Source organism: Amycolatopsis sp. NBRC 101858, from assembly GCF_030269325.1.
Classification (GTDB): Bacteria; Actinomycetota; Actinomycetes; order Mycobacteriales; family Pseudonocardiaceae; genus Amycolatopsis; species Amycolatopsis ponsaeliensis.
The window spans coordinates 2507779-2534287 of record NZ_BSTD01000001.1 but is presented as its reverse complement, the minus strand read 5'-3'; the positions used below and the strand labels follow the sequence as shown (position 1 = coordinate 2534287).

Here is a 26509-nt window from a genome sequence, read left to right as displayed (position 1 = left end):
ACGGGTGATATTCCCCACCTGAGCAGAAGAAGTTCCGCCTGGTCGACGTACACGAAAAAGGGCCCCGGCAACCAGCCGGGGCCCTTTCGGTGTGGGCGAGGAGGGAGTTGAACCCTCACGTCCTTTCGGACACACGGACCTGAACCGTGCGCGTCTGCCATTCCGCCACTCGCCCGAGTGCTTCTCTGCGACAGCGAGGAGAAGACTAGCAGGTCGTTTGAACGGGTTTCACCGGGGGCCGTGTCCGGGCTGGCTCACCCGGATAGGATCGATAGCGGAAGCACACGTGTGAGGAGGTTTTCCCCGGTGAGCCGCGTCGAGCGTTTTGACAGACGCCTCGAGAACCTGGTGGGGAACACTTTCGCGCGCATGTTCGGTGGCAACGTCGTCACGCAGGAAGTGGCGATCGCCCTGGAACGGGAGAGTGAGGAGAACGTTCGTGAGCTGGCAGGCGGTCGGCAGCTCGCCCCCAATCACTACATCGTGTCCCTGGGGGCAGCTGACCACGAGCGCATGGCCGGTGACGAGCAACGGGTCACCCAGGTGCTGGCCAAGGCGGTGGCGGAACACCTCGCCGCCGAGGGCCTGGACACCTATGGTGACGTCGTCGTATCACTCGAGCGCAACGAGGCGCTGCATACTGGACAGTTCAAGACCCGTTCGTCCGTCGATCCCGACGCCCGCCCCTCAGGCGCCGGTTCACCGCGGTCGGCACGACCCAGCAACGCAGGAGACCCAGCAATGAGCCAGCCCCCCGGCTACGGCCAATACGACCAGGGTGACCCGTACGGCCAGCAGGGCCAGTACGGCTACGGACAGCAGGGTGGCCAGCAGCCCGGGTACGACCAGGGTTACGGCCAGCAGCAGGGTGGCTACGAACAAGGTGGCTACGGCCAGCCCCAGGGCGGTGGCTACGACCAGCAGGGTGGCTACCAGCAGGGTGGCTACGAACAGGGCGGCTACGGCCAGCCCCAGCAGGGCGGCTACGACCAGGGTTACGGCCAGGGCCAGCAGCCCGCCTACGACCAGGGTGGCTACGCCCAGCCCCAGCAGGGCGGCTACGACCAGGGCGGCTACCAGCAGGGCGGGTACGACCAGTACGCCGGCCAGCAGCAGCCCGGCTACGACCAGTACGGCGGCCAGCAGCAGGGCGGCTACGACCAGTACGGGCAGCAGGCGTACGGCCAGCCGGCCGGTGGCGACCCGTACGCCCAGCAGCAGGGTGGGTACGCCCCGCCCGCGGCCGGTCGCCAGCTCGCGGCGAGCCTGCAGCTCGACGACGGCTCGAACCGGACGTACTCGCTCAAGCAGGGCGGGAACGTCGTCGGCCGCGGCCAGGACGCGGACTTCCGCCTCCCGGACACCGGCGTCTCGCGCCGGCACCTGGAGATCACCTGGGACGGCCAGAGCGCGACGCTCGCCGACATCGGTTCGACCAACGGCACGACCGTGAACGGCACTCCGGTCCAGACCTGGCAGCTCGCGGATGGCGACGTCATCCGGGTGGGGCACTCGTCCCTCGTGTTCCGTACACAGGGCTGACTGGGGGCACGGAATACTGTTCCCGCAGAATTGACGTGCGGGGGGACCGCGGCGTACCCGCGTCGCGGCTGCACGGACGAGTCGGGAGCGGACACACCAAGTGCCAGAGCTGGTCGTACAACTCACCAGGGTGGGCTTCCTCGTGCTGCTCTGGCTCTTCGTGTTCGCCGCGCTCAGAGTCGTCCGCTCGGACCTCTACGCGGCGTCGGGTATGCGCGTCCAGGTGCCGACCTTCGGACGCAAGAAAGAGAAGAAGCCGCGCAACAGCAAGTCGCCGCAGCAGCTGCTGGTGACCCACGGTGCGCTGGCCGGAACCCGCATCGCGCTCGACGGACGGCCGATCCTGATCGGCCGTGCCGACGACTCCACGCTGGTGCTCGACGACGACTACGCGTCGACCCGGCACGCCCGGATCGCCCAGCGCGGTGAGGACTGGTACGTGGAAGATCTGGGCTCGACGAACGGGACGTATCTGGACCGGGCTAAGGTCACTGCACCCCTCCGGGTCCCGCTCGGAGTCCCCATCCGGATCGGCAAGACGGTGATCGAGCTTCGCCCATGACTCTCGTCCTCCGCTACGCAGCCCGCAGCGACCGGGGCCTGGTGCGTTCGAGCAACCAGGACTCCGTGTACGCCGGCCCTCGCCTGCTCGCGCTCGCCGACGGTATGGGTGGCCACGCGGCGGGTGAGGTGGCCAGCAAGGTCGTCATCGCCTCGCTCGCGCCGCTCGACGACGACGAACCCCGCGACGACCTGCTCGCCCAGCTGCGAGAGGCGGTGGCGAACGGCAACGCCGCGATCGCCGAACTCGTCTCGCAGGACCCGGACCTGGACGGCATGGGCACCACGCTCACGGCCGTCCTGTTCGCCGGCACCCGCCTCGGGCTGGTGCACGTCGGCGACTCACGCGCGTACCTCCTGCGAGGCGGTCAGTTCGCGCAGATCACGCGCGACGACAGCTTCGTCAACGAACTGCTCGAACAAGGCCGGATCACGCCCGAGGAAGCCGCGGTGCACCCGCAGCGGTCACTGCTGCTGAAGGCCCTCACCGGGCACGAGGTCGAGCCGAGCCTGACCGTGCGCGAAGCCCGCTCCGGCGACCGGTACCTGATCTGCTCGGACGGCCTGTCCGGCATGGTCAGCGACGAGACGCTGACCGAAGCCGTGCAGATCCCGGACCCGCAGCAGTGCGCGGACCGGATGATCGAGCTGGCGCTCAAGGGCGGCGGCACCGACAACGTCACGGTGATCATCGCCGACGTCGTCGACGTCGACTTCGGTGAGGACGCGCCCATCGTGGGCGGCGCCGCCGGGGACGGCAGCGACGAGCTGCACCAGGGCGACTCGCCCGCGGCGCGGGCCAGGGCACTCACGCAGCCGGCGCCGCAGCCGCGGCCCGAGCTGCCGCAGCCGAGCGTGGATCCGAAGGCCAAGCGCCGGAAGCGGTTCCGCTGGCTCGCCGGGGCGCTGGTGGTCCTCATCGTGCTCGCCGCGGCCGCCATCGCGACCCGGTACTTCGTCCTGAGTCAGTACTATGTCGGCGAAGGTGCGGACCAGGAGGTCGTGATCTACCGCGGCGTTCCCGGCAGCATCCTCGGCATCGACCTGCACACGTACGAGCAGGGCTCGTGCCCGCCGAACCAGGTGTGCACGGACAAGCTGCGCATCGACCAGCTCCAGGAAGACGCGCGGCTGGCGGTGCAGAACGGCGTCAAGAAGGACAGCCTCGACGACGCCCGGAAGTACATCGACGACTTCCTGCAACTGCACAAGCGCCTGAACAACTGCGCGCCGGCGGGCGGTCAGCCGTCCCCGACGCCGACCCCCACGGTCTCGCCGACGTCCACACCGTCGGCCCCGGCCGGCTCCACAGCTCCGTCGTCGGCGAACCAGCCAGCGGGGAGGGACTGCTCGACGCCGAGTTCGACGGCACCGACGACGGGAGGCGGTAACTGATGAGCCAGCCCGCCGCGCGCGCCGCCGAGCCGCTCGCCGCGCAGTTCCAGACGAACCCGCCGCGTGACGTCCCGACCCGCCGCAACACCGAGCTGGTGCTGCTGGGGTTCGCCGCGTTCATCGTCACCATCGCCCTGGTGCTGGTGGAGGCGAACCAGGAGCAGCAGCTCACCTGGTCGATCGTCTGGCTCGGCCTCGCCTACCTCGCGATCTTCGCCGCGGCGCACCTCGCGGTGCGCAAGTGGGCGCCGTACGCGGACCCGGTGCTGCTCCCCTGCGTCGCGCTGCTGAACGGCATCGGCCTGGTGATGATCCACCGGATCGACCTGGCACTGGCGGAACGCGCCGCGCAGAACGGCAAGGACTACACGCCCGCCGTCACCGCCCAGGTGCTGTTCACGGTCATTTCGCTGGCGTTCTTCGTCGCGGTGCTGGTCTTCGTGACCGACCACCGCACGCTGACCCGCTACGGCTACACCGCGGGCCTGGTCGGGATCGTGGCGCTGGCCCTGCCGGCGCTGCTGCCGTCGAGCCTGTCCGAGGTCAACGGCGCCAAGGTGTGGCTGAAGCTGCCGGGCTTCTCGATCCAGCCGGGCGAGTTCGCGAAGATCCTGCTGATGATCTTCTTCGCCTCGTTCCTGGTGTCGAAACGCGACCTGTTCATGGTGGCGGGCAAGAAGTTCCTCGGCGTCGAGCTGCCGCGCGCGCGTGACCTGGGCCCGATCCTCATCGCCGCGGTCGCCTGCATCGGCATCCTGGTGTTCGAGAAGGACCTCGGCACGTCGCTGCTGTTCTTCAGCGTCATCCTGATGATGTTGTACGTGGCGACCGAGCGGATCATCTGGGTCGTCCTGGGCCTGAGCTTCTTCGTCGGCGGCTGCCTGATCGCCTACAACCTCTTCACCCACGTCCAGCAGCGCGTCGCCAACTGGCTGGACCCGCTGGCCACCTACGACAAGCTCGGCGGCGGCTACCAGATCGCGCAGGGCCTGTTCGGGCTCGGCACCGGCGGCATCGGGGGCACCGGCCTCGGCGCCGGGCGCCCGGACATGGTCCCGGAGGCGAACACCGACTTCATCACCGCCGCGATCGGCGAAGAGCTCGGCTTCATCGGCCTCGCCGCCGTCCTGATGCTGTACCTGCTGGTCGCGATGCGCGGCATGCGGAGCGCGCTCGCGGTGCGGGACACGTTCGGCAAGCTGCTCGGCGGCGGGCTGGCGTTCACCATGGTCATGCAGATCTTCGTCGTCGTCGGCGGGGTCACGAAACTCATCCCGGAGACCGGTATCACCGCTCCCTTCCTGTCGAAGGGTGGTTCGTCGCTGCTGGCGAACTACATCCTCGTCGCGCTGCTGCTCCGCGTCTCGGACGCCGCCCGGCGGCCCGCGGCGCGGCCGAAGCCGCAGGCCCAGCCGCAGGCGCCGATCGCCGAGGCGAACACCGTGCTCGTGCAGCGCCCGCCGGCGGACGGGGGCGCCCAGGCATGAACACCCCGCTGCGCAAGGTCGGCATGGCGATGCTCGTCATGGTCGTCCTGCTGCTGGCGAACGCCACCTACATCCAGGTGGTGAAGGCCGACGACTACCGCACCGACTCGCGCAACGCGCGGGTCCTCTACGACGAGTTCGCCCGCCGCCGCGGCCAGATCGTTTCGCAGGCGAACGGCGAAGTGCTGGCGAAGGTCGACCCGTCGAACGACAAGTACAAGTACACCCGGTCCTACGTCGACGGGCCGATGTACGCCCCGGTCACCGGCTACTACTCGATCAACTACGGCTCCGGCGGGCTCGAGCGTTCCGAGGACGACGTCCTCAACGGCTCGGACCCGCGGCTGTTCGTGCGCCGGCTGTCGGACATGGTCACCGGCCGCGACCCCAGCGGCGGCAACGTCCGGCTGACCATCGACCCGGCCGTCCAGAAGGCCGCGTACGACCTGATGACGCAGCGGAACTACACCGGCGCCGTCGTGGCACTGGAGCCCAAGACCGGCCGGATCCTGGCGATGGTGTCGACGCCGTCGTACGACCCGAACAAGCTGGCGTCGCACACGTCGAAGGCGCAGACCGACGCCTGGAACTCCTACGTCAAGGACCCGAAGAACCCGATGCTGAACCGGGCGATCTCGGAGACCTACCCGCCGGGGTCGACGTTCAAGCTGGTCACCGCCTCGGCCGTGCTCGAAGACGGCAAGGGCCCGGACACCCCGGTCAACCCGGCGCCGAACACGAAGCTGCCCGGCACGAGCGTCACGCTCGAGAACTACGCCGGCGAGACCTGCCCGGGGAACACGTTCAAGGACGCGCTGGCGCACTCCTGCAACGTGCCGTTCGCGGAGTTCGCGGGCCAGCTCGGCGCGGACAAGATGAAGAAGACCGCCGCGAACTTCGGCATCGGGCAGACCGACCTGACCGTGCCGATGAAGGTGGCGCCGTCCACGGTCGGCCCGCTGGACTCCCAGGGTGCGCTCTACCAGAGCGGCATCGGCCAGCGCGACGTCCGGCTGACCCCGCTGCAGGACTGCCTCCTCGCGGCCACCGTGGCCAACGGCGGGATGGCGATGAAGCCGCAGCTGGTGCAGTCGGTACTCGCGCCGGACCTCTCCACCATCGAGGACTACAGTCCCACCGAGCTCACCGGCACGGCGGCACTCTCGTCGTCGAACGCCGCGATCCTCAAGGACATGATGATCGCTTCCGAGGGCTTCACCAAGGGCGGCGGCAAGCGCCCGGACATCCAGATCGCGTCGAAGACCGGCACGGCCGAGCACGGCACGGACTCCAAGAACACCGCCCCGCACGCGTGGTACACCGCCTTCGCCCCGGCGAACGACCCGCAGATCGCGGTCGCCGTCATCGTCGAAGACGGCGGCAACCGCGGGCTCGCGGCCACCGGCGGCTCGGTCGCCGCGGAGATCGGCCGCGCGGCGATCAACGCGAAACTCGGGGGTGGATAGCGCATGCTGTCCTCCGGTCACCTGCTGGCCGAGCGGTACAAGCTGACGAGCCGGATCGCCGTCGGCGGGATGGGTGAGGTCTGGCAGGCCAGCGACACCCGGCTGGACCGGACCGTGGCCGTCAAGATCCTCAAGGCCGAACTCTCCGGCGACGCCGAGTTCCTCCACCGCTTCCGCACCGAAGCGCGGATGACGGCGTCCCTGAACCACCCCGGCATCGCCGCGGTGCACGACTACGGCGAGACCATCTTCGACGGCGACCTGTCGATCGCGTACCTCGTGATGGAGCTCGTCGACGGCGACCCGCTGGCCGGGTTGCTGGCCAAGCACGGGCGGCTGTCGGCGGAGTTCACGCTCGACATGCTCGAGCAGGCGGGCAACGCGCTGCAGGCCGCGCACGAACAGGGCCTGGTCCACCGGGACGTCAAGCCGGGCAACATCCTGGTGACGTCGGCGGGCCAGGTGAAGATCACCGACTTCGGCGTGGCGAAAGCAGCCGACGCCGCCCCGGTCACCCGGTCCGGCATGGTCATGGGCACCGCGCACTACATCGCGCCGGAGCAGGCGCTCGGGCACCCGGCCGAGCCGGCGTCCGACGTCTACTCGCTGGCGGTGTGCGGTTACGAGTGCCTCGCCGGGCACCGGCCGTTCCTGTCCGAGAACGCCGTGACGGTCGCGATGATGCACATCCGCGACATCGCGCCGCCGCTGCCGCCGGACGTCCCGCCCGCCGCGCGCGCGGTGATCGAGGCGACGCTGGTGAAGGACCCGCGGCAGCGCTACAACAGCGGCGGCGAGTTCGCGGCCGCCGTCGCCGCGGTTCGCGCCGGGATGCCGCTGCCGACGCCGCGGGGGCTGGTCAACGCCACGTACGCGACGGGCCAGCAGCCGGTGGTGCAGCAACCGCAGCAGCAGCAACAGCCGGTGCAGCAACCGGTGCAGCAGCAGCCGGTCCCGCCGCAGCAGCAGCACATGCCGGTCGGCCCGCCGTCGCCGGCGGTGAACCCGATGGTCGCCATCGGCCCGCCGTCGCGGCCCGTGCTGCGCCCGGCCATGCCTCCGGTGCCCCGGAAGAAGTCCCAGTGGGGCTGGTGGGCGCTCCTCGCGGCCATCCTGCTCGTTGTCCTGGTGGCGGCCATCGTCCTGGTGGCGAAGATGATCGGCAGCTCGGGCTCGCCACCGCACACCAGCCAGACGAGCCAGGTGGTCCCGGGCAGACAGCCGCCCGCGGAGGAATCGCCCGTTTCGAGCGCGTTACCGGCGGATTCTCCCGGCACGACCGACGATGGCCAGCAAGGCATCATGACCACACCTTGGACGGAATGGAACGGCACCCAGAGATGAGCACACCCAGACTGCTCTCCAACCGGTACGAGCTGGGCGAAACGCTCGGCTACGGAGGCATGTCCGAGGTCCATCACGGCCACGACGTGCGCCTCGGCCGGGAAGTCGCGATCAAGATCCTCCGTGCCGACCTCGCCAGGGACCCGCAGTTCCAAGAGCGCTTCCGCCGTGAAGCGCAGAACGCCGCCGCCTTGAACCACCCGGCGATCGTCGCGGTCTACGACACCGGCGAGGCCAACACCGAATTCGGCCCGCTGCCGTACATCGTCATGGAGTACGTCGAAGGCCGGACGCTGCGCGACATCGTCAAGACCGAAGGCCCGATGTCGCAGAAGCGGGCCATGGAGGTCATGGCCGACGTCTGCGCGGCCCTCGACTTCTCCCACCGCCACGGCATCGTGCACCGCGACGTCAAGCCGGCCAACGTGATGATCACGAAGAACGGCGCGGTCAAGGTGATGGACTTCGGCATCGCGCGCGCGATGCACGACGGCCAGTCCGCCATGACCCAGACCGCCGCGGTGATCGGCACGGCGCAGTACCTGTCGCCGGAGCAGGCCCGCGGTGAGTCGGTCGACGCCCGTTCCGACGTCTACGCCGCCGGGTGCGTGCTGTACGAACTGATCACCGGCGAGCCGCCGTTCACCGGGGACTCCCCGGTCGCGGTGGCCTACCAGCACGTCCGGGAAGACCCGAACCCGCCGTCGTCGGTCAACCCGGCCGTGGCGCCGGAGCTCGACGCCGTCGTGCTGAAGGCACTGGCGAAGGGCCCGGCGAACCGCTACCAGTCAGCCGCGGAGATGCGCTCGGACCTGGTGCGCACGCTCTCGGGCCAGCGCCCGGCGGCGCCGATGGTGATGTCCGAGGACGAGCGCACGCAGGTGATGAACGCCGACCGGCGGCAGCCGCAGCGCTACGAGGAGTACGACGCCCCGGACGACGAAGACCCGAAGGCCAAGCGCCGCCGGCGCACGATCCTGGCCGCCTTGGCCGCGGTGTTCGTGCTGGGCGCGGTGCTGCTGATCATGTGGCTGTCCGGCTCCTTCAAGGGCGGCGGCGACCAAACCGGCACGGTGGCGATCCCGGACGTCAAGGGACAGTCGGAGCTGGCGGCCAAGAACACGTTGCGCGAGAAGGGCTTCAACAACTTCGCGCCGAACAAGACCGTCGTCTGCGGGGTGCCCGACGCGAGCGGGAACACGCCGTGCACCAGCGACCAGGTCAACCAGGTCATTTCGGTGACGCCTGACGTGGGCACGCCGGTCGCGACCACGGCGCAGATCACGCTCACGATCGGCACGGCGCCGGGCAAGGTGAAGGTGCCGGACCTCAAGAACCTCGGCCGCGACGACGCCGAGGCGAAGCTGAAGGAAGCCGGCCTCACCCTGAACCAGTCGATACAGGACGTCGACACCAACGACCCGGACCAGGTCGGGAAGGTCGTCAGCCAGACTCCCCAGGCGGACAGCGAGGTCCAGCAGGGCACGAGCGTGTCCATCTCCATCGGCAAGGGCAAGCAGCAGAAGCAGGTCCCGAGCGTGATCGGCAAGTCCTTCAGCGACGCCAACTCCACGCTCACCGGTCTCGGGTTCACCGTGAAGCGGGTGGACCAGCAGTCCGACCAGCCGAAGGACCAGGTCATCCAGCAGATCCCGGTCGGTGGTTCGGTGCCGGTCGGCAGCCAGATCACGCTGACCGTGTCGTCGGGCCAGCCGGACAACAAGATCGAGATGCCGCAGCTGGTCGGCATGACGCCCGAGGACGCTCAGGCGAAGCTGCAGAGCATGGGCTGGACCCAGCAGCTCCGGGAGCAGTCCGACCGGACCAGCAACAAGCCGGAAGGCACGATCACCAAGCAGAGCGTGCCGCCGGGTACGCAGATCGACAAGGACCAGAACATCACGGTCGGGGTGTCGGAGCCGCTGTTCCCGACGTCTACCGGCGGTCAGTAGCGAGTTCAGACGAAGAAGGCCCGCACGGTTCGCCGTGCGGGCCTTCTTCGTTGCTCAGGCTTTGTCGAGAAATCCTTGGACGGCCCCGAGAACCTGTTCGGCGTCACTCGCGGGACCGCAGTCGAGCTCCAGTTCTTCGGCCGCGCCGGAGCGTTTGACCTTCAGGGAGACCCGGCCTTCGCGATAGCGTCGAAGCCAGGCGAACAAGGAACGGCAGAAAACGCCGGCGGAATTGCTCGTCACGCCGACCACGACGGCGTCGAACAGCTGGACGCGGCCGCGGAGCTCGTCCTCGCCGCGCAGCCAGGCGGCCAGGTCCCGGAGCTCGCCGTCGGAGTCCGGCCCGGTGATCGCGACGATCCCAGCCGTCACCCGTGCTCCCTTCGCCCAGAACCGAAGGACCCGAACCCTAGTCGGCTCCGCGCACCCGCCGGAACCCCGCTACGGAAATTGAAGATTGCAAATTGCACTCAGGAACGACGCTGCACGAGCCGCGCCACGACGAAGAAGCTCGCGGCCAGCACCACCACCGACGCCACCACCGCCAAGACGAGCGGGCCGCCGACCGGTTCCTCGTCCGTCAGGGCGTGCAGCAGCGGGTGGACCAGCGGGATCTTCGCCAGCAGCACGACGATCGACGTGACGACGGCGGCGAGCACCGTCCAGCCGACCCGCTGCACGAGCAGCCGCGAGCACGGCAGGGCGATCGCGATGCCCAGCAGCGCGCACGCGAGGTGCGCGAGCAACCCGATGCCCAGCGCCGACGGCTGGAACCTGAACGACTTGAGCGCCGACCACGCCTCGGTGATCACCGTCAGGACAACCGAAAACGCCAGCACCGTGCAGATCGCGCCGGTGATCATCCGCCGCCACTGCCGCGCGTGGCTCAGGGTGACCAGCCGCTGCACCGGATCCTCGATGTCGAGCAGCGCGATCGTCAGCCAGCACGACACGACGAGCAGCCCGCCGGCGCTCACGCCGAACAGCGGCAACGGCGGCGAATGCGGGTCGGCGTAGAGGATCACGCACAGCGCGAGGTAGGCCAGCAGCGCCGGCAGGTACCGCTGCGAATGACCGAGCAGGGCCAGGTAGTAGCGGGTCAGGGCGAGCACGGCGCCACCTCCCGCACCGACCAGCCGTCCTTCAACGCCCGCAGCAGCACGGCATCCACCGAAGCGACCTCGACCGTGAGTACGGCTTGAGCGTCCTCGGTGACCGCGTGACGTACGCCCGGCTCGTCCACCCAGTCGGTCCCGTGGCCGCGCAGCACGATCCGCGTCGTCGGCTCGGCGCTCTCCGCCGTGAGCCGGCCGTCGTTCATGAGGTGGACGACGTCGGCGTGGTCGTGCACCACCTGCGGCCGGTGGTCGGTGAACACGACGCTCGCGCCGCGCGCCCGCGTCTCGGCGACGACCTCGCCGAGGATCGCGTGCGTGCCGACGTCGAGCCCGGACCACGGCTCGTCGAGGATCAGCAGGTCCGGCCGCACCATGACGGCCTGCGCGAGCCCGACTTTCTGCGCGTTGCCCTTGGACAGCGTGCGCAGCGGCGCCGTCGGGCCGCCGACCAGCGCGAGCCGCTCGAGCAGCGGGTCGATCACCGAGAGGTCGGCGAGCCCGTGGATGCGCGCCATGTGCCGCAGGTACGCCCGCGCGCCCATGCGCTGGCCGGCCGGGAAGCGGTCCGGCAGGTAACCGATGCGCGGGGTGCCGGTGAGCGTGCCGGTGGTCGGGTGCGAGACGCCGGCCATGATCCGCAGCAGCGTCGACTTGCCGGAGCCGTTGCTGCCGAGGACGCCGACGACGCGGCCGGGCTCGATGCTCAGGTCGACGTCGTGGAGGACGAAGTCACCGCGTCCGTACCGCTTGCCGACCCCCTCGAGCCGGATCACGCAACAGCGGCCTTCTGGAGCGCCTTGGTCGCACGCTCGAGCTCGTTCACGCGGGCCGGGTCGACGGGATGCCCGGCCGCCGCCAGCCAGTTGGCCAGCATCCGGTGGCCGCCCTCGGTGAGCACCGACTCGGGGTGGAACTGGACGCCTTCCAGCGGCAGCTCGCGGTGGCGCATGCCCATCACGATGCCGGACTCGGTGCGGCCGGTGACCTCGAAGACGTCGGCCGGGATGGTGTCGGGCAGCACGGTCAGGGAGTGGTACCGGGTGGCCGTGAACTCCTCGGGCAGGTCCTTGAGGACGCCGGCGCCGGTGTGGCGGACCTGGCTCGTCTTGCCGTGCAGCAGCTCGGGCGCGCGGTCGACGGTCGCGCCGTAGACGACGCCGAGCGCCTGGTGGCCGAGGCAGACGCCGAGCATCGGCGTGCGCGTCTCGGCGCACTTGCGGACGACGTCCATGCTCTGACCAGCGCGTTCGGGAGTGCCGGGGCCGGGCGAGACGAGCACGGCGTCGAACTCGGGCACGCGGTCGAGGTCCACGACGTCGTTGCGCCAGACCGTGCAGTCGGCGCCGAGCTGGGCCAGGTACTGGACCAGGTTGTAGACGAAGCTGTCGTAGTTGTCGACGACGAGAACGCGCATGGCGCCGAGCCTACCGGCTCTCAACTAGTGGACCGTACTGCAAATCACATTTTAGGTTAGGGCAACCTAACTTACCGTGGAGGGTGTGAGCCGATCTCTTCGCGTAGCCGTCGTGGGCGCTGGTCCCGCCGGTATCTACGCCGCCGACATCCTGGACAAGTCTGACGTGTCAGACACTGTCGTGACGATCGACCTCTTCGAACGCATGCCCGCCCCCTTCGGCCTGATCCGCTACGGCGTCGCGCCTGACCACCCGCGCATCAAGGGCATCGTCACGGCGCTGCACAAGGTGCTCGACAAGCCGAACATCCGCCTGCTGGGCAACATCGACTACGGCACCGACATCAAGCTCGACGAGCTGCGCGAGTTCTACGACGCGGTGATCTTCTCGACCGGCGCCTCCGCCGACCGCGCGCTCGACATCCCGGGCATCGACCTGGACGGCAGCCACGGCGCCGCGGACTTCGTCTCCTGGTACGACGGCCACCCGGACGTGCCGCGCACCTGGCCGCTGACCGCGTCGTCGGTCGCGGTCCTCGGCGTCGGCAACGTGGCGCTGGACGTCGCGCGCATCCTGGCGAAGACGGCCGACGAGCTGCTGACCACGGACATCCCCGACAACGTCTACCAGGGCCTGAAGGCCAGCCCCATCACCGACGTGCACGTGTTCGGCCGCCGCGGGCCCGCGCAGGCGAAGTTCACGCCGCTGGAGCTGCGCGAGCTGGACCACTCGCCGAACGTCGAGGTCATCGTGTACCCGGAGGACATCGAGTTCGACGACGGCAGCATCGCGGCGCTGCGGGCGTCGAAGCAGATCGACATGGTCGTGAAGACCCTGCAGGAGTGGGCGATCCGCGAGCCGGGTTCGCGCCCGAAGCGGCTGCACCTGCACTTCTTCCACTCGCCCACCGAGGTCCTCGGCACGGACGGCCGGGTTTCCGGCCTGCGCACGGAACGGACCGAGCTGACCGGGGACGGGAACGTGCGCGGCACGGGCGAGTTCCACGACTGGGACGTCCAGGCGGTGTACCGCGCGGTGGGGTACCTGTCGTCGCACCTGCCGGAGCTCCCGTTCGACCACGTCGGCGGCGTCGTGCCGAACCAGGCGGGCCGCGTGCTGGACCTGGACGAGAACCAGCTCCCGGGCGTGTACGTGACGGGCTGGATCAAGCGCGGACCGGTGGGCCTGATCGGCCACACGAAGGGCGACGCGGCGGAGACGATCGCGAGCCTGCTGTCGGACGCGGACACGCTGACGGCCCCGAAGTACGCGTCCCCCGACGCGATTCTCGATTTCCTGGCGGCGCGCGGAATCCCGTTCACGACGTGGGAAGGCTGGGGCAAGCTCGACGCGCACGAGAAGTCGCTGGGCCTGGCCGCCGGCCGCGAGCGGATCAAGGTCGTCGAGCGCGAAGAGATGACCCGGGTTTCGCGCGGCTAACCGGCACCGAGGTACGCCAGCACGGCGAGCACACGGCGGTTCGTGTCGTCCGAAGCCGAGATGCCGAGCTTCTGGAAGATGTTCGCCGTGTGCTTGCCGACCGCGCCTTCGCTGAAGTGCAGCCGTCCGGCGATCGCCGCGTTGGAACAGCCCTCCGCCATCAGGGAAAGCACCTCACGCTCTCGAGGCGTCAAGGCGGCCAGCGGGTCGGAAGCGTTGCCCGCCACCAGTTTCGCGATCACCTCGGGATCCATCACCGTGCCGCCGGCCGCCACCCGGCGGACCGCGTCGATGAACTGGTCCGCGTTGAACACCCGGTCCTTCAGCAGGTAGCCGATCGCGCCCGTGCCGTCGGCCAGGAGTTCGCGCGCGTACAGCTGCTCGACGTGCTGGGACAGCACCAAGATCGGCAGTCCCGGCATCTCGCGGCGGGCGGCCAAGGACACCTGCAGGCCTTCGTCGGTGTTCGTCGGGGGCATGCGAACGTCCACAACGGACACCTCGGGCCGGTGCTCACGCAGGGCCGACGCCAGTTCCGGACCGCTGCCGACCGCCGCCACGACGTCGAAGCCGTGGGCCGCCAGCAAATGCGTCAGGCCGTCTCGGAGGAGGTATTGGTCTTCGGCGACAACGGTTCGGGGTCGATCTGGCACGGGATCTCCACGGTCGCCCTGGTCGGCCCGCCGATCGGGCTGGTCAGGGTCAACCTACCGTCGAAGGCGCCCAGCCGGCGCTCGATTCCGCGGAGTCCCGAGCCCAGCGCCGGGTTCGCGCCACCCTTGCCGTCGTCGGTCACGACCACCGTCAGCTGGTCGTCGGTGAAGTCCACCTCGATCGACGCGCGCTTCGAACCGTGTTTGGCGGCGTTGCCCAGCAGTTCCGACACCGCGAAGTACGTGCACGCCTCGACCGGCTCTTCGACGCGGCCCGGCAGCGAGCCGGTGACCTCCGTCTTCAGCGGGCTGTCGAGGGCCAACGCGCGCACGGCGTCGAGCAGCCCGCGCTCGGACAGCACCGGCGGGTGGATGCCGCGGATCAGCGTGCGCAGTTCGGTGAGCGCCTCCGACGACGCCGCGCGCAGCTCGGCCGCGAGCCGCTTCGCCGCCGCCGGGTCGGTGTCCACGAGCGCCTCGACCGCGCCGAGCTTCATCCCCATCGCGACCAGCCGCGACTGGATGCCGTCGTGCAGGTCGCGTTCGATCCGCCGCAGCTCCGCCGCCTGCGTGACCGTGACATCGGTGCGGGTCTGCTTCAGCCGTTCGACGCGCGCGGCGAGCCGGGTCGCGTCCGTCGGCCCCAGCCAAACCCGCGCGAAGCGGGCCTGCTGCCGGGCCAGCCACGTCGCCGGCGCCACCCCGGCGACGATCATCGCGAGCGCCACCGGCGTCTGCACCGCGGCGCCGAAGTGCGTCGAGACCTCGGGGAACGGCCACCACGTCACCGGCGACGACACGAACGGCCGCCACACCCACAGCGTGAAGAGGCCGACGGTGCCGCGGCCGACCAGCGCGACCGAGGGCAGCACGAGGAGCAGCGAGACGAGCGGGATCAGCGCGCCGCCCGCCATGTCGCGCCAGGTGGCCCGATCACCCACGACCCACCGCGTGCGCGCGTGCTGCACCGGCCAGAACGGCTCCTCGTACAGCTGCTTGCCGGACTGGAAGAGCCCGTCCGCGCGCGGCACCGGCAACCCCGGCGGCGGCAGGTACGGCCGGGCGATCCGCACGCCGGTCCAGTTGCCGGATTCGCGACGCAGCGTGTCGGTGACCGAGCGGGTCCAGAGGATCACCGGCGCCGCCACCGGCATCGCGAAGGCGATCACGACGAGCTGCCACACCGAGAACACGAGGATCACCACGGACAGCGCGAGGATGCCCATCTGGTGTCCCAGCGACTCGAGCCGGCGGTGCAGCCAGCGCCCCTGGCCCGGGACGGGGTCCGGGCGCGGGCCGAGCCACCAGCGCGTCCACCGGCCGTAGCCGCGCAGCGCCACCGGCCCGCCGAGCAGCGCCGCGACCGGCAGCAGGAGCGTGACCAGCGGGTTCAGCACCTGCCAGACGAACTCGCGGCCGGCGGCCGGGTCCTCCATCGCCCAGGTGAAGCGGCGGTTCCAGCGGATCCAGAACGCCCGCTTGTAGAGCGTGTTGCCGTCGCGGTACCAGCCGTCGCGCTCCCGCACCGGCTCCGGCGGCTCGCGCCGGTACGGCGCTTCGATCTCGACGCCGCACCAGCGCGCGGCCAGCGTCCGGGCCGTCGCCGAGCGGCGCCGGGCCCACTCGATGGCGGGACCGAGGAAGAAGACCAGCCCGACGCACAGCAACGCGAAGGCGATCGCTTCGACCAGCACGTCGAACCAGCTGATCACGGCGAGCGCGGCCAGCGCGCAGGCCCGCCCGAGGGCACGCAGGTACGTCATCGCCGCACCTCCTTCCCCGCCGATCTTCGCCGGACCACCGCTGCCCGCGCACTGCCCGAAGCCCCACGACCGGGGTGGGCCCAGCCCCACCCCCGCGTCAGCAAAACCCTACTTGAGCTGGGGATTCAGCGTCATTCTGCGCGGCACCGAACCTTCGTAGCTTTGTCCCCATGCCCCTCATCGAAGTCACCGACCTCCGCAAGCGCTACGGCTCCCGGGTCGCGGTCGACGGCGTTTCCTTCACCGTCGAGCGCGGCGAAATCTTCGGCATCCTCGGCACGAACGGCGCCGGGAAGACCACCACGGTCGAATGCCTGCAGGGCCTCCGCCGGGCCGACGGCGGGACGATCTCCGTGCTCGGCCTCGACCCCGCGACCGACCGCGCCGCGCTGACCCGCCGCGTCGGCGTCCAGCTCCAGGAGAGCCGGCTGCCGGCCAAGCTGCGGGTGCGGGAGGCGCTGGAGCTGTTCGCGTCCTTCTACCCGGACCCGGCCGACGTCGACGTCCTGCTCGACCAGCTGGACCTGCGCGACCACCAGCGCGCCTACTTCGGCAAGCTCTCCGGCGGCCAGAAGCAGCGCGTGTCGATCGCGCTCGCGCTGGTGGGCAACCCGGAACTGGCCATCCTCGACGAGCTGACCACCGGGCTCGACCCGCACGCCCGCCGCGAGACGTGGCGGCTGGTCGAAGGCGTGCGCGCCACCGGCGTCACCGTCCTGCTGGTCACGCACTTCATGGACGAGGCCGAGCGGCTCTGCGACCGCGTCGCGATCTTCGACGCCGGCCGCGTGGTCGCGACCGGCACCCCGACCGAGCTCCGCGCCGCGGCCGGAGCCTCCACTTTGGACGACGCGTTCGTCTCGCTCACGAGGAGCTCCCTGTGAACACCTTCGCCAAGATCACCGCCACCGAAACGAAGCTCTTCCTCCGCACGCCGTTCATGGCCATCGCGGGCATCCTGCTGCCGGCCGCGGTGCTGCTGGCGGTCGGCGCCATCCCGGGCATGACGGAGCCCAGCCCGGCCGCCGGCGGGTTCCGGTTCATCGACGCGTGGGTGCCGTCGGTGATCGTCATCAGCCTCGCGATGCTGGCGCTGCAGTCGATCCCGGGCGCCGTCGCGACCTACCGCGAGCAGGGCGTGCTGCGCCGGCTGGCCACGACACCGGTGCACCCGGCGAACCTGCTGGGTGCGCAGCTGCTGATCCACGTCGTGGTTGCGCTGGCCGGCATCGGCCTGACGCTGGGCGTGGCCCACGCGGCCTACGACGTCCCGATGCCGAAGCACCCGCTGCTGTTCCTGCTGACGCTGCTGCTCGGCACGGTCTCGATGTTCTCGTTCGGCCTGCTGGCGGCGGCTTTCGCCCGCACGGCCAAGGCCGCGGGCGGCTTCGCGATGATCGCGTTCCTGCCGACGATGTTCTTCGGCGGCGTGTATCTGCCGCGGCCGCTGCTGCCGGAGGTCCTGCGGCGGATCGGCGACTACGTCCCGCCGGGCACGCAGCCCCTGCAGGACGCCTGGGTCGGCACCGGCGTGCAGCCGCTGCAGCTGGTCGTGCTCGCCGGCTTCGCGGCGATCGGAACAGCGCTGGCGGCGAAGCTCTTCCGCTGGGAGTGACCACCCTTTCCGCCATATTGGTGATGATCATCGTTTTCTCTTGTGGCGGGGTCGCCCGGCCGGTAGCCAGGAGAGTGGCCCTGCTCAAACTGGAGGTTCGATGTCCCTGGACGTGTCACCCGCGCTGCTGGAGAAGGCCGAGCGCGGGGAGGTCACCGACGCCGAGTTCGTCACCTGCGTCAAGGAATCCCTGCCGTACGCCTGGGAGGTCATCACCGGCGTCATCGCCGACGCCGAGGGAGCGGCGGACGGCTTCGCCGACAACGAGACGCCGCCGCCGAGCGAAGCCGCCCGCGGGCAGCTGCTGCGGGCGCTGGCCTCGGACGCCATCCGCGGCGGCCTCGAGCGCCACTTCGGCGTCAAGCTGGCCTTCCAGAACTGCCACCGGGTCGCCGTGTTCAAGAACTCCGAGCTCGACGGCGACCGCTACCGCGCGTTCGTCTCGCCGCGCGGCCAGCTGCTCAACCAGAGCCCGGAGCTGCGGGACTGCTAGCCCGCAGCGCGGGCAGCACCTCGGTGCCGATCCGCGCGATGTTCGCGTAAGTCCCCTCCGGCGTACCCGACGCCTCCACGAGCATCAGCACGTGGGAGACGCCGGTGCGCCGGAGGCTCGTTTCCAGGGTCCGGACGCAGTGGGCCGCGTCGCCGACGGGGTGGATCCCGCAGAGCCGTTCGGTGTACTCCCCCGGATCTCGTGACGGCCCGGGCCGCCCGTCGACCGTGACGTGCGCGCCGAGCCCGTCCTTCAGCCACGCCGGGAGCGCGGTGCGGACGACGTCGGCGTCGCCCACCTGGCAGAGCACGGTCGAGACGTGGTCCGCGGGCTTTCCGTAGGCCGCGACGGTTTTCGCCTTTTCTTCGTCGTCGGCGTGCAAGCCGAGCAACAGCGGCAGGTTTCTCGCCGCCGCTTGCCGCACCGCAGCCGATTCCGGCCCACCGCAGGCCACGACGACGTCCGGCCGCCGTGGCGGAGCCGGCACCAGCGGCACCTCCCGGAACGCGAAGTGCCTTCCCCTGGCGTGCACGTGGCCGGTGGTGGCCCGCAGGAAGACGTCGAGGGTCTCCTCGAAGCCGGTCTCGTAGCGGTCCAGGCCGGCGCCGAAGACCTCGAGGTCCTGCCACGGCCCACCCCGCCCGACGCCGAGCCGCAGCCGGCCACCGGAAACGGCGTCGAGCATCGCCCACTGCTCGGCCAGCGCCACGGGGTGCGTGGTCGACAGGACGCTGACGGCGGTCCCGACCCCGATCCGCGACGTCCGGCCGAGGACGTGCGCGGCCAGCGTGACGGCGGACGGGCACACGCCGTAGGGCACGAAGTGGTGCTCGGCGAACCAGACGTCGTCGAAGCCGGCTTCTTCGGCCAGCTCGGCGGCGCGGACGGACCGGCGGAGGACGTCGGAGTCGCGTTGACCGGGGAACCGGCCGCTGACCAGGAAGACCCCGAACCTCACGGGGCCAGCTCGTTCCCCAGGTACCGTACGAACAGCTCGTTGTGCAGCACCCGCGGCGAACGGCGGGCCCGGACGAGCGCGATCGCCTCCGTCACCCCGAGCCCCAGCTCGACGAGCGTCCGCGCGACCACCAGGCCGGACCGGTTGTACCCGGCGTGGCAGCGCACGAGCGTCTTGCGGCCCGCTCGCACGGCCTCGGCGGCGAGCACGGCCAGCCGCTCGACCTGCTCGAGCTGCTCCGGGGTCAGCGGTCCGTCCGGGATCGGGACGCAGTGGTGCTCGACGCCGTCCGGCGGACCGTGGCCTTCGCGGCGGTAAAGGCTGATCACGACGTCGAACTCGCGCGCGACGACCACCGGCACCTCACCCGTCACCTCGAACCGGGTGTGCCCGCCGATCCAGAGCCCCGGCCGGACCTCGCTCCAGGCCGGGTCCTCCGCGTACCGGCTCAGTTGACCGCGACCTCGTTGAACCACAGCCGCGGCTCGAGCCACGGGAACACCACGAACATCAGCAGCGCGACCACGCCGAGCGCGAGGACCACGGCGATCGTCAGCTTCACCGCGAACGGGCCGGGGAACTTCCGCCAGAGCCAGCCGTACATCAGGCCTCCCCGATCTTCGAGAGCAGGTCGCCGTAGTCCTTGACCTGGTTCTTCGGCACCTGCTGGGTCAGCACCGACGTGATGATGAGCCGCTGCTGGGCGGAGAACTGCGGGTGGCACGTGGTGAGCGTGAGCAGCGCGGCCTGCTGGGCCTTCGGCAGCGTGTCGGCGCCCTTGTACGGGACCGGGTTCACCGCGGTGCCCTGGCTGGGCAGCACGACCTTGCGGCCGAACGTCTCGTCGTACGCGCCGCCGTCCTCGGCGTTCGGGTCGCGCAGGGTGGAGACGCCCTTGCACTTCGGGTCGGCACCCTTGCCGCCCGCCCAGTTCTCGATCTCGTCGTCGTAGGGCAGGACCTTGTAGATGTAGAAGTCGGTCGAGGTCTCGATCACGATCTGGTCACAGGAGGAGAGGTTGTCCAGGTCGTTGAACGGGGCGCCCTTGCCGACGCGGTGGCCGGCGACGGCGAAGTTGCCGGGCTCGCCGGGCAGCGACGTGCCCTTGTAGTGGCCGGGGCCGACCTCCAAGGAGGCGTCGTCGGTGCCCTCCTGGATCGTGAAGTTGTAGTCGACGCCGAACGTCGGGATGTGGATGCGGGCGAACGCCTTGCCGTCGATCAGCTCGGGGTGCAGCGTGCGGTCGTGCGCCCACTCGCCGTCGAGCTGGTCGCTCGCCTCGGACTGCTTGCCCGCCGAGAACAGGTCGGTCACGTACAGCTCGTAGACCATGAACAGCAGCACGACCAGGCCCAGCGTGATGAGGATTTCGCCGGCCGTCCGGATCGCCACGCCACCCTTGCCGAGGGGTGCGGGGGGCGGCTTCTCCTTGGTCGCGGTGCCGCCCTTGCCGACCGGGGCGAACACGACCGTCTCCTCGGCCGAGCCCGGCGGCGGGGCGGGGCTGGTGTAGCGGCGCGGCGGCGGGCCCTGCGGCCGCCGGGGAGGCTGTCCCGGCGCCGGGCGGGGCGGCAGCTGCCCGCGCGGGGGCGTGGCCGGTCGGCGCTGGGGAACGGGCCGTTGCCCGGGGTTTCTGCGCCGGTCGTCATCCGGTCCTTCGCGCGTAGTCACGCAAGCTCCTCTCAAGCCGCGTCCGACCCTTGGTGACCCCGACGTCACGGTACGGGAAATCCGACCACTCCCGGCCGCTGCTTTCCTGCGGTCGTTTACGTTAACGTGTGCACGTGGCGCTGGTTGCGCACCCCGAGCGGGTCATCGCCACCGACCAGCCCGAACAGCACCGCGAGGAACACGATGCCCAAGTCCAAGGTCCGCAAGAAGACGGCTTACACCCCGCCTGCCGACCGGCGCACGCCGGTGAAGGTGCGGGCGGCCGGTCCCACCGGTCTCGCCTGGAAGATCCCGATGTTCGGGATGATGCTCCTGGGCCTGATCTGGCTGCTGGTGAACTACATCGCCGGGGACAAGATCTCATGGATGGCCGACCTGGGGAACTGGAACTTCGCCGGCGGGTTCGCGCTGATGATCGCGGGTCTCCTCATGACCATGCGCTGGCGCTGATTATTACTCCGAATGGCGGCTTGACGCCGAATTACACCGGTGTGACTCATCCCCAGTGTGGATAACCCCTGTGGATAACTACCCCACCTCGTGGGCACCGCGTCGGGCCCTTGTGGTATCGACGTGGGCGGTCACCGCGCTGCTGCTGGTCGGCGTGGTGGCCGACGTGCTGACCGGCGACCGCGGCGGCCTGGTGCTCTTCGCACTGGCCACGCTGGCCGTCGGCGCGTTCGCCACCCATTCGACGCTCGTGCGGCCCCGCCTGGCCGCCGACGCCGAGGGCCTGGTGACCCGGACGCTGAACGGCACGCAGCGGCTGCCCTGGGCGCAGACCCGCACGCGGCTGCGCACCACCCGCCGGCTGGGCCGCGACGGCGTCACGCTCGAGATCGAGCACGAAGACGACCTATACGTCTTCGGGTGGCTCGAACTGGGCGAAGACCCCCGCGACGTCCTGGACGTGCTCAGCACGCTGCGGGCGCGCAGCTAACCGCCGCAGGTGTAGTAGAGGCCCTGGCGGTACTGGACGAACTGGCAGGTCTCCGGCGGGAACTGCGCACCCTTGTAGATCATCAGGCCGATGATCGCGACGGTGATGATCGCGACGCCGATCGCCTGGTAGCGCGCCTGGTCGACCTGCGGCGCGTAGAGCAGCGCGACGGTGACCAGCGCTCCCGTCACCAGGCCGCCGGCGTGCGCCCAGATCGAGATGCCCGGGATGCCGAAGGTGATGAAGGCGTTCAGCGCGAGCGTGATGAGGAGGCCGGTGGGGTTCAGGCGCAGCTTCAGCACGGTGACCGCGTAGGCGCCCATCAGGCCGAACAGCGCACCGGACGCGCCCGCCGTGCCGGGGAAGCCGCCGGGGTCGCCGAACAGCAGCACCGCCGCCGACGCGCCGAGCATGGAGACGAAGTAGAGCGCCAGATAGCGGGCGCGGCCGGTGACCTGCTCCAGCGACCGGCCCATCATCCACAGCGAGAACATGTTCACCGCGATGTGGATGGGCCCGAAGTGCAGGAACCCGCTGGTGAGGACGCGCCACCACTCGCTGTGCCCGAGGGTCGCGTCACCGTACAGGGCGCCGTACTGGAAGAGCGACGACAGTTCGTTGTCGTTCAAGCTCCCCGACTGGACGACCGTGATCAGGAAGACCAGGACGTTGACCGCGAGGATCGCCTGGGTGACGAGCACCGACTGGGAGAGCCGCGCGCCGAAGACGGTGCGCTGGCCGAACCCGGCCTCCTGGTAGCCGCGGTGCTGCCGGCGTTGCTGCTGGGTGCCGCTGTGGACGCAGTCGGTGCACTGGAAGCCGACGGGGGCTTCGCGGAGGCAATCCGGGCACGCCGGACGCCCGCACCGGGAACAGCTCAGCCCGGTCGGGCGGTTGGGGTGCCACCAGCACCCCGGGAGTGCGGCCTGGGGTTGCGCGGCGGGGTTCGGCGGTTGGCTCACGATGAGACCAACCTACCGAAACCTGACCGGCTCAGCCCTCGTGGTCGATCGTGACCTTCTCGATGACGACGTCGGTCAGCGGACGGTCCGCCGGCCCCGTCGAGATACGGCCGATCGCGTCGACGACGTTGCGCGACTCCTGGTCGGCCACCTCACCGAAGATCGTGTGCCGGAAGTTCAGGTGGGTGGTCGGCGCGACGGTGATGAAGAACTGCGAGCCGTTCGTGCCGGGCCCGGCGTTGGCCATGGCCAGCAGGTACGGCTTGCTGAACTGCAGCTCCGGGTGGAACTCGTCGCCGAACTTGTAGCCCGGGCCGCCGCGACCGGTGCCGGTCGGGTCGCCACCCTGGAGCATGAAGCCGTCGATGACCCGGTGGAAGATCGAACCGTCGTAGAAGGGGCCGGAGTTCGTGCCCGCCGCGTTCGGCTGGGTGTACTCCTTGGTGCCTTCCGCCAGCCCGACGAAGTTCGCGACCGTCTTCGGCGCGTGGTCGGGGAGCAGGTTCAGGTTGATGTCACCCTGGTTGGTGTGCAGCGTAGCTTTCACGCGTCTCATCGTGCCATCAGCAGCGGGCGGCGGCGAAAAGGGGCACGATAGGTTACGGGTAACAGAGCAGTGTCAAAACGAATGATGAGGTGAAGTCCATGTCCCGGGCGACAGCCCAGGCCGCCGAGACCGCCGACAAACTCGTCTCCGAGGGCGTCAAGCACGGCCGGCGCGCGCAGAAGCAGCTCGCGAAGAAGACCGAGCTCACCCGCAAGGAGCTCAAGAAGAGCTCGAAGGCCGCTCGCCAGGAGGCACTCGCCCGCCTGTCCGAGCTGCGCAAGCCGGGTCGCAAGGCGAAGAAGGCCGCCATCAAGGCCGCGAAGGCGGCCGGCGAGTCGAAGCGCCGCGGCAAGAAGGACTTCAAGGCGGCGAGGAAGGACTTCGCGGCCGCGGTCGTCGAGGCGAAGGCCGCCGCCAAGGGGACGCGCAGCCGTCGCCGCTGGCCGTGGCTGCTCGGCCTGGTCGTGGTCGGTGCCGGTGCCGCCTACGTCCTCCGCTCGAAGCAGGAGCCGCCGGTCGCGCCCGCGCCGCCGAAGGCCACCCCGCCCGCGCCGAAGCCCGCCGAAGCGGCGAAGCCGAGCCCGCAGGCGAACGGCAAGGCGCCGTCCCCGGCGCCCGCCGAGAAGAAGAACTGAGCGGCACACGAAGAGGCCCCCGGGCGTGCACCCGGGGGCCTCTTCAGTGGTGCCTGGAGTCCGCTCAGACCGCGGCGGCGTGCTTGTCGATCAGCTGGCCGAGGCGGGGCAGGGCCTCCTCGACGTTCTTCTTGCCGTTCGGGCGCAGCTTGCCGTAGACCTTCTTGATGCTGTCACGGCTGCTGCGCTCCGCGCGCGAGTCGGTGACGCTCAGCAGCGCGTCGGAAGCCTCGTCCGAGCGGCTGGTCAGGTAGGCACCGAAGTCGTTGCCGCCCTGGGCGCGGTAGTCGCCGTAGAACGGCTCGAGCGCGGTGGCGAAGTCCGGCAGCAGCGTGTCGACGGCCGAGGGGATGATGCCCGGCTTGATCTTCTTGACCGCGGCGAAGCCGGTCTTGACGACGGCACCCGAGACGCCGCCCTTGTCCGAGACCTCGGCGTCGACGAGGGTCTCGAAGTCGGTCACGACAGCCGGGCGACGGCTGGAGTCGAGCAGGATTTCCTTGAGGGTGTCAGCCACGATCTAGTCCTTTGTCGTTGCAGATTTTGTGCCCGGCCCCCGGGGGTGGGGATCCCCCGATGGCTGCGGTGCGCGAGTCCACGAAGCCTGCGCGTGACGCACAGGGTAATACAAGATCAACATCACTCACCCGTGTGGAGCCCGCTACCTAGAGCTTAAGGGCAGCGATAGCCTTCTTGACCACTGTGCGTGCCTTCACGCTCTGCTTTTGGTTAGTGGTCGCGATGACCGCCGCGGTACCCTTCGAGACCGCGTAGACGGCACCGTCATCGGTCGACTCGTAGCCGCCCTTCCAGCCCGCCGGGTCGCTCGCCGGGTTGGACGAGTCGACCGGCGCCACCTTGTTGACCAGCGCCGTCGCCGTCTTCGCGTCCCCGACGTAGACCCGGACGGTGAGCTGGATCTTCCCGTCCGGGCGGTAGAAGAAGCACGCCGGGTGCGGCTTGTCCGCCGACACCCGCACCTTCGACACGTGCTGGCCGTTCGAGTCGGCCACGAACTCGCTGTCGAGGTACGGGCAGTCCTCGGTCGCGGACGGCTGGGGGTCCGGCGGCAGCTCCGAACCCGCGGCCGTACCGGCGGACGCCGACGGCGGGCTGGGGGTCGCCGTCCCGGACACGATGGAGGGGCCGCAGCCGGCCAGCAGCAGCACGGCGGGCGCGAGAAGTACGAGTCGTCGCATAGCGCGCACAGTCAACCATGAAGCATGTGTGAAACCCGCTGGCTGAATCCGCCGAGACGGCCGGCCGTGCGAACATGGCATCGTGCTTACCCCCGAGCAGTACCTCGGCGTGGTGGCCGAGCGCATCCAGCGGTCCGGCGGCAGCTTCGGGTCCGTGCAGATCGGGCCCGCGCTCTGCCCCGTCGGGTTGTTCGCCGAGTCCGTGATGCTCTCGACGATGAACTACTGCGTCATCGCCGCGGCCGTCCCCGAGATCAGCGCGGCCGCGCTGTACGACTTCACCGGCCGCGCCACGCAGTACGCGCGCGCCAACCTGGTCGGCACCATGGGCTGGACCGCGGCCTCGGTCGTCATCGCCGGGCTCGTCGGGCAGCACGTGCACCCGGACGCCGCGCAGGCCGCGTCGGCGAAGACGAGCAACCAGTTCGGCGGCGAGACGCGGATGGTCGCCGTGGACCTCACCGCCGGCCAGACGTACGCCTTCACCGGCGGGAAGATGTGGGGCGCCGCGATGCACGGCGCGATCCGCGCCAAGCTGACGTTCTGCTTCCCGCCTCCCGCCGAGGCCTACCAGCAGGTGCAGTGGCAGCAGGCGCAGGTCCAGCCGCAGCAGCCGCCAGTGCCGCCCCCGCCGGCCGCCGGGCCGCAGGCGCCCAGCTACCCGCCGCCGGGACAGCAGCCGTACGGTTACTGACATGGTCGCGTTGCGCGGATGGCCCTCGTTCCCGGAAGAACTTCCCGTGTTCACACCGGAAACGGCGGCCCCGGACCCGCAGGCGCTCTTCGTCGAGTGGCTGACCGAAGCCGGCGAGCACGTGCTGGCGCCGCACGCCGTCACACTGTCCACTGTGGACGCCGATGGCGCGCCGGACGCGCGCGTGGTGATCCTCAAGGACGTCGGGCCGGCCGGCTGGGCGGTCGCCACCAGCTCGGAAAGCCCGAAGGGGCTGCAGCTGCGGAAGGACCCGCGCGCCGCGCTGACGTTCTTCTGGCCTGGGCGAGGCCGCCAGGTCCGGCTGCGCGGCCCGGTCACCCCCGCGGCGCCCGAGGTGTCCGCGGCGGACTTCCTGGCGCGGCCGCCGGCGTCGCGCGTCGAGGCGTTCATCGGGCACCAGTCCCAGGTGCTGCACGACCCGGCGGACCTCGACGCGGCGGCCGCGGAAGCCCGGCGCTGGGTCTCGGAAAACCCGGACACCGCCCCGGAAACGTGGACGCGGTACCTCGTCGACCCGGACGAGGTCGAGTTCTGGCAGGCGAGCCACGACCGCAGGCACGTGCGGCTGCGGTACCGGAAGACCGACGGCGGCTGGGTCCGCGAGCGCCTCTGGCCTTGACGGTCCGGGCGCGGCGGCG

The 26509-nt window shown here is 70.3% G+C and carries 30 protein-coding genes and 1 tRNA gene; 16 read left to right on the top strand and 15 right to left on the bottom strand.

The window, feature by feature from the left end; all coding sequences use genetic code 11:
• Positions 1-92: 92 nt before the first annotated feature.
• Positions 93-175: transfer RNA gene (locus QSK39_RS12330), tRNA-Leu, on the bottom strand.
• Positions 176-306: 131 nt separating this feature from the next.
• Here QSK39_RS12330 and QSK39_RS12325 point away from each other — a divergent pair.
• The 7 genes from QSK39_RS12325 (at position 307) to pknB (ending at position 9747) form a co-directional block, all read left to right on the top strand.
• Positions 307-1542 (top strand): FHA domain-containing protein, encoded by a 1236-nt coding sequence (locus QSK39_RS12325; protein WP_285477726.1) that lies wholly within the window; start codon positions 307-309, stop codon positions 1540-1542.
• Between the two features lie 100 nt (positions 1543-1642).
• Complete coding sequence (locus QSK39_RS12320) at positions 1643-2104, top strand: FHA domain-containing protein FhaB/FipA (RefSeq protein ID WP_003079002.1); 462 nt, start codon at positions 1643-1645, stop codon at positions 2102-2104.
• Complete coding sequence (locus QSK39_RS12315) at positions 2101-3498, top strand: PP2C family protein-serine/threonine phosphatase (RefSeq protein ID WP_285477725.1); 1398 nt, start codon at positions 2101-2103, stop codon at positions 3496-3498. Before QSK39_RS12320 ends, QSK39_RS12315 begins: the two co-directional genes overlap by 4 nt.
• A complete protein-coding gene (locus tag QSK39_RS12310) occupies positions 3498-4985 on the top strand; it encodes an FtsW/RodA/SpoVE family cell cycle protein (protein WP_285477724.1) in 1488 nt (495 codons plus the stop codon). Before QSK39_RS12315 ends, QSK39_RS12310 begins: the two co-directional genes overlap by 1 nt.
• Positions 4982-6451, top strand: coding sequence for a peptidoglycan D,D-transpeptidase FtsI family protein (locus QSK39_RS12305; protein ID WP_285477723.1), 1470 nt, complete (start codon positions 4982-4984; stop codon positions 6449-6451). Before QSK39_RS12310 ends, QSK39_RS12305 begins: the two co-directional genes overlap by 4 nt.
• 3 nt (positions 6452-6454) lie before the next feature.
• Entirely contained in the window at positions 6455-7795 is a 1341-nt protein-coding gene (locus tag QSK39_RS12300) for a serine/threonine-protein kinase (RefSeq protein WP_285477722.1), read from the top strand.
• Positions 7792-9747, top strand: a complete 1956-nt coding sequence (gene pknB, locus QSK39_RS12295) for a Stk1 family PASTA domain-containing Ser/Thr kinase (RefSeq protein WP_285477721.1) — start codon at positions 7792-7794, stop codon at positions 9745-9747. Before QSK39_RS12300 ends, pknB begins: the two co-directional genes overlap by 4 nt.
• Positions 9748-9801: 54 nt before the next feature.
• Here the strand turns inward: pknB and QSK39_RS12290 are convergent, their stop codons facing one another.
• The 4 genes from QSK39_RS12290 to QSK39_RS12275 all read right to left on the bottom strand — a co-directional run bounded on the left by QSK39_RS12290 (position 9802) and on the right by QSK39_RS12275 (position 12279).
• Entirely contained in the window at positions 9802-10119 is a 318-nt protein-coding gene (locus QSK39_RS12290; protein ID WP_285477720.1) for an effector-associated constant component EACC1, read from the bottom strand.
• A gap of 98 nt (positions 10120-10217) precedes the next feature.
• The gene (locus tag QSK39_RS12285; RefSeq protein ID WP_285477719.1) at positions 10218-10859 is read right to left on the bottom strand and encodes a hypothetical protein; all 642 of its coding nucleotides are present in this window, start codon (positions 10857-10859) and stop codon (positions 10218-10220) included.
• The gene (locus QSK39_RS12280; protein WP_285477718.1) at positions 10847-11638 is read right to left on the bottom strand and encodes an ATP-binding cassette domain-containing protein; all 792 of its coding nucleotides are present in this window, start codon (positions 11636-11638) and stop codon (positions 10847-10849) included. The genes QSK39_RS12285 and QSK39_RS12280 overlap by 13 nt, the downstream gene beginning before the upstream one ends.
• Positions 11635-12279, bottom strand: coding sequence for an aminodeoxychorismate/anthranilate synthase component II (locus tag QSK39_RS12275; protein WP_285477717.1), 645 nt, complete (start codon positions 12277-12279; stop codon positions 11635-11637). The genes QSK39_RS12280 and QSK39_RS12275 overlap by 4 nt, the downstream gene beginning before the upstream one ends.
• Positions 12280-12391: 112 nt before the next feature.
• Between QSK39_RS12275 and QSK39_RS12270 the strand changes: the two genes are divergently transcribed.
• Entirely contained in the window at positions 12392-13720 is a 1329-nt protein-coding gene (locus QSK39_RS12270) for an FAD-dependent oxidoreductase (RefSeq protein ID WP_285477716.1), read from the top strand.
• On the opposite strand, the gene QSK39_RS12265 is transcribed toward QSK39_RS12270, so the two are convergent.
• Positions 13717-14373, bottom strand: coding sequence for a response regulator (locus QSK39_RS12265; RefSeq protein ID WP_285477715.1), 657 nt, complete (start codon positions 14371-14373; stop codon positions 13717-13719). The genes QSK39_RS12270 and QSK39_RS12265 overlap by 4 nt on opposite strands.
• Positions 14313-16136 (bottom strand): sensor histidine kinase, encoded by a 1824-nt coding sequence (locus tag QSK39_RS12260; protein ID WP_285477714.1) that lies wholly within the window; start codon positions 16134-16136, stop codon positions 14313-14315. Before QSK39_RS12260 ends, QSK39_RS12265 begins: the two co-directional genes overlap by 61 nt.
• Before the next feature lie 170 nt (positions 16137-16306).
• Here QSK39_RS12260 and QSK39_RS12255 point away from each other — a divergent pair, with 170 nt between their 5' ends.
• The 3 genes from QSK39_RS12255 (at position 16307) to QSK39_RS12245 (ending at position 18244) form a co-directional block, all read left to right on the top strand.
• The gene (locus QSK39_RS12255) at positions 16307-17020 is read left to right on the top strand and encodes an ABC transporter ATP-binding protein (RefSeq protein ID WP_285477713.1); all 714 of its coding nucleotides are present in this window, start codon (positions 16307-16309) and stop codon (positions 17018-17020) included.
• A complete protein-coding gene (locus QSK39_RS12250; protein ID WP_285477712.1) occupies positions 17017-17751 on the top strand; it encodes an ABC transporter permease in 735 nt (244 codons plus the stop codon). The genes QSK39_RS12255 and QSK39_RS12250 overlap by 4 nt, the downstream gene beginning before the upstream one ends.
• A gap of 100 nt (positions 17752-17851) precedes the next feature.
• A complete protein-coding gene (locus QSK39_RS12245) occupies positions 17852-18244 on the top strand; it encodes an SCO5389 family protein (RefSeq protein WP_257922765.1) in 393 nt (130 codons plus the stop codon).
• Here the strand turns inward: QSK39_RS12245 and QSK39_RS12240 are convergent.
• Genes QSK39_RS12240 through QSK39_RS12225 form a run of 4 tightly spaced genes read right to left on the bottom strand, consistent with a single transcriptional unit; the run spans position 18213 to position 20873 of the window.
• Complete coding sequence (locus tag QSK39_RS12240; RefSeq protein ID WP_285477711.1) at positions 18213-19202, bottom strand: LLM class flavin-dependent oxidoreductase; 990 nt, start codon at positions 19200-19202, stop codon at positions 18213-18215. The two genes, QSK39_RS12245 and QSK39_RS12240, sit on opposite strands and share 32 nt — an antisense overlap.
• Positions 19199-19678: a protein-tyrosine phosphatase family protein gene (locus QSK39_RS12235; RefSeq protein WP_285477710.1), complete on the bottom strand. Its 480-nt coding sequence runs from the start codon at positions 19676-19678 to the stop codon at positions 19199-19201. Before QSK39_RS12235 ends, QSK39_RS12240 begins: the two co-directional genes overlap by 4 nt.
• Complete coding sequence (locus tag QSK39_RS12230; RefSeq protein WP_284743404.1) at positions 19651-19806, bottom strand: hypothetical protein; 156 nt, start codon at positions 19804-19806, stop codon at positions 19651-19653. The genes QSK39_RS12235 and QSK39_RS12230 overlap by 28 nt, the downstream gene beginning before the upstream one ends.
• The gene (locus QSK39_RS12225; RefSeq protein ID WP_502873264.1) at positions 19806-20873 is read right to left on the bottom strand and encodes a class E sortase; all 1068 of its coding nucleotides are present in this window, start codon (positions 20871-20873) and stop codon (positions 19806-19808) included. The genes QSK39_RS12230 and QSK39_RS12225 overlap by 1 nt, the downstream gene beginning before the upstream one ends.
• A gap of 183 nt (positions 20874-21056) precedes the next feature.
• Between QSK39_RS12225 and crgA the strand changes: the two genes are divergently transcribed.
• A complete protein-coding gene (crgA, locus tag QSK39_RS12220; RefSeq protein WP_284743405.1) occupies positions 21057-21323 on the top strand; it encodes a cell division protein CrgA in 267 nt (88 codons plus the stop codon).
• A 112-nt stretch (positions 21324-21435) separates the two neighbouring features.
• A complete protein-coding gene (locus tag QSK39_RS12215; protein WP_285477709.1) occupies positions 21436-21813 on the top strand; it encodes a PH domain-containing protein in 378 nt (125 codons plus the stop codon).
• Here the strand turns inward: QSK39_RS12215 and QSK39_RS12210 are convergent.
• Entirely contained in the window at positions 21810-22775 is a 966-nt protein-coding gene (locus tag QSK39_RS12210; RefSeq protein ID WP_285477708.1) for a rhomboid family intramembrane serine protease, read from the bottom strand. The two genes, QSK39_RS12215 and QSK39_RS12210, sit on opposite strands and share 4 nt — an antisense overlap.
• Before the next feature lie 31 nt (positions 22776-22806).
• Positions 22807-23331, bottom strand: coding sequence for a peptidylprolyl isomerase (locus QSK39_RS12205; RefSeq protein WP_284743408.1), 525 nt, complete (start codon positions 23329-23331; stop codon positions 22807-22809).
• 89 nt (positions 23332-23420) lie between these two features.
• Here QSK39_RS12205 and QSK39_RS12200 point away from each other — a divergent pair, with 89 nt between their 5' ends.
• Complete coding sequence (locus QSK39_RS12200; RefSeq protein ID WP_284743409.1) at positions 23421-23957, top strand: hypothetical protein; 537 nt, start codon at positions 23421-23423, stop codon at positions 23955-23957.
• 64 nt (positions 23958-24021) lie between these two features.
• On the opposite strand, the gene QSK39_RS12195 is transcribed toward QSK39_RS12200, so the two are convergent.
• Positions 24022-24474, bottom strand: coding sequence for a DUF6918 family protein (locus QSK39_RS12195; RefSeq protein ID WP_285477707.1), 453 nt, complete (start codon positions 24472-24474; stop codon positions 24022-24024).
• Between the two features lie 148 nt (positions 24475-24622).
• Entirely contained in the window at positions 24623-25156 is a 534-nt protein-coding gene (locus QSK39_RS12190) for a DUF2020 domain-containing protein (protein WP_285477706.1), read from the bottom strand.
• A gap of 82 nt (positions 25157-25238) precedes the next feature.
• On the opposite strand from QSK39_RS12190, the gene QSK39_RS12185 reads away from it, so the two are divergent.
• Entirely contained in the window at positions 25239-25850 is a 612-nt protein-coding gene (locus QSK39_RS12185; RefSeq protein ID WP_285477705.1) for a hypothetical protein, read from the top strand.
• A 1-nt stretch (position 25851) separates the two neighbouring features.
• On the top strand, positions 25852-26490 hold the full coding sequence (locus QSK39_RS12180; RefSeq protein ID WP_285477704.1) for a pyridoxine/pyridoxamine 5'-phosphate oxidase: 639 nt from the start codon (positions 25852-25854) through the stop codon (positions 26488-26490).
• The last annotated feature ends 19 nt before the right edge of the window (positions 26491-26509 follow it).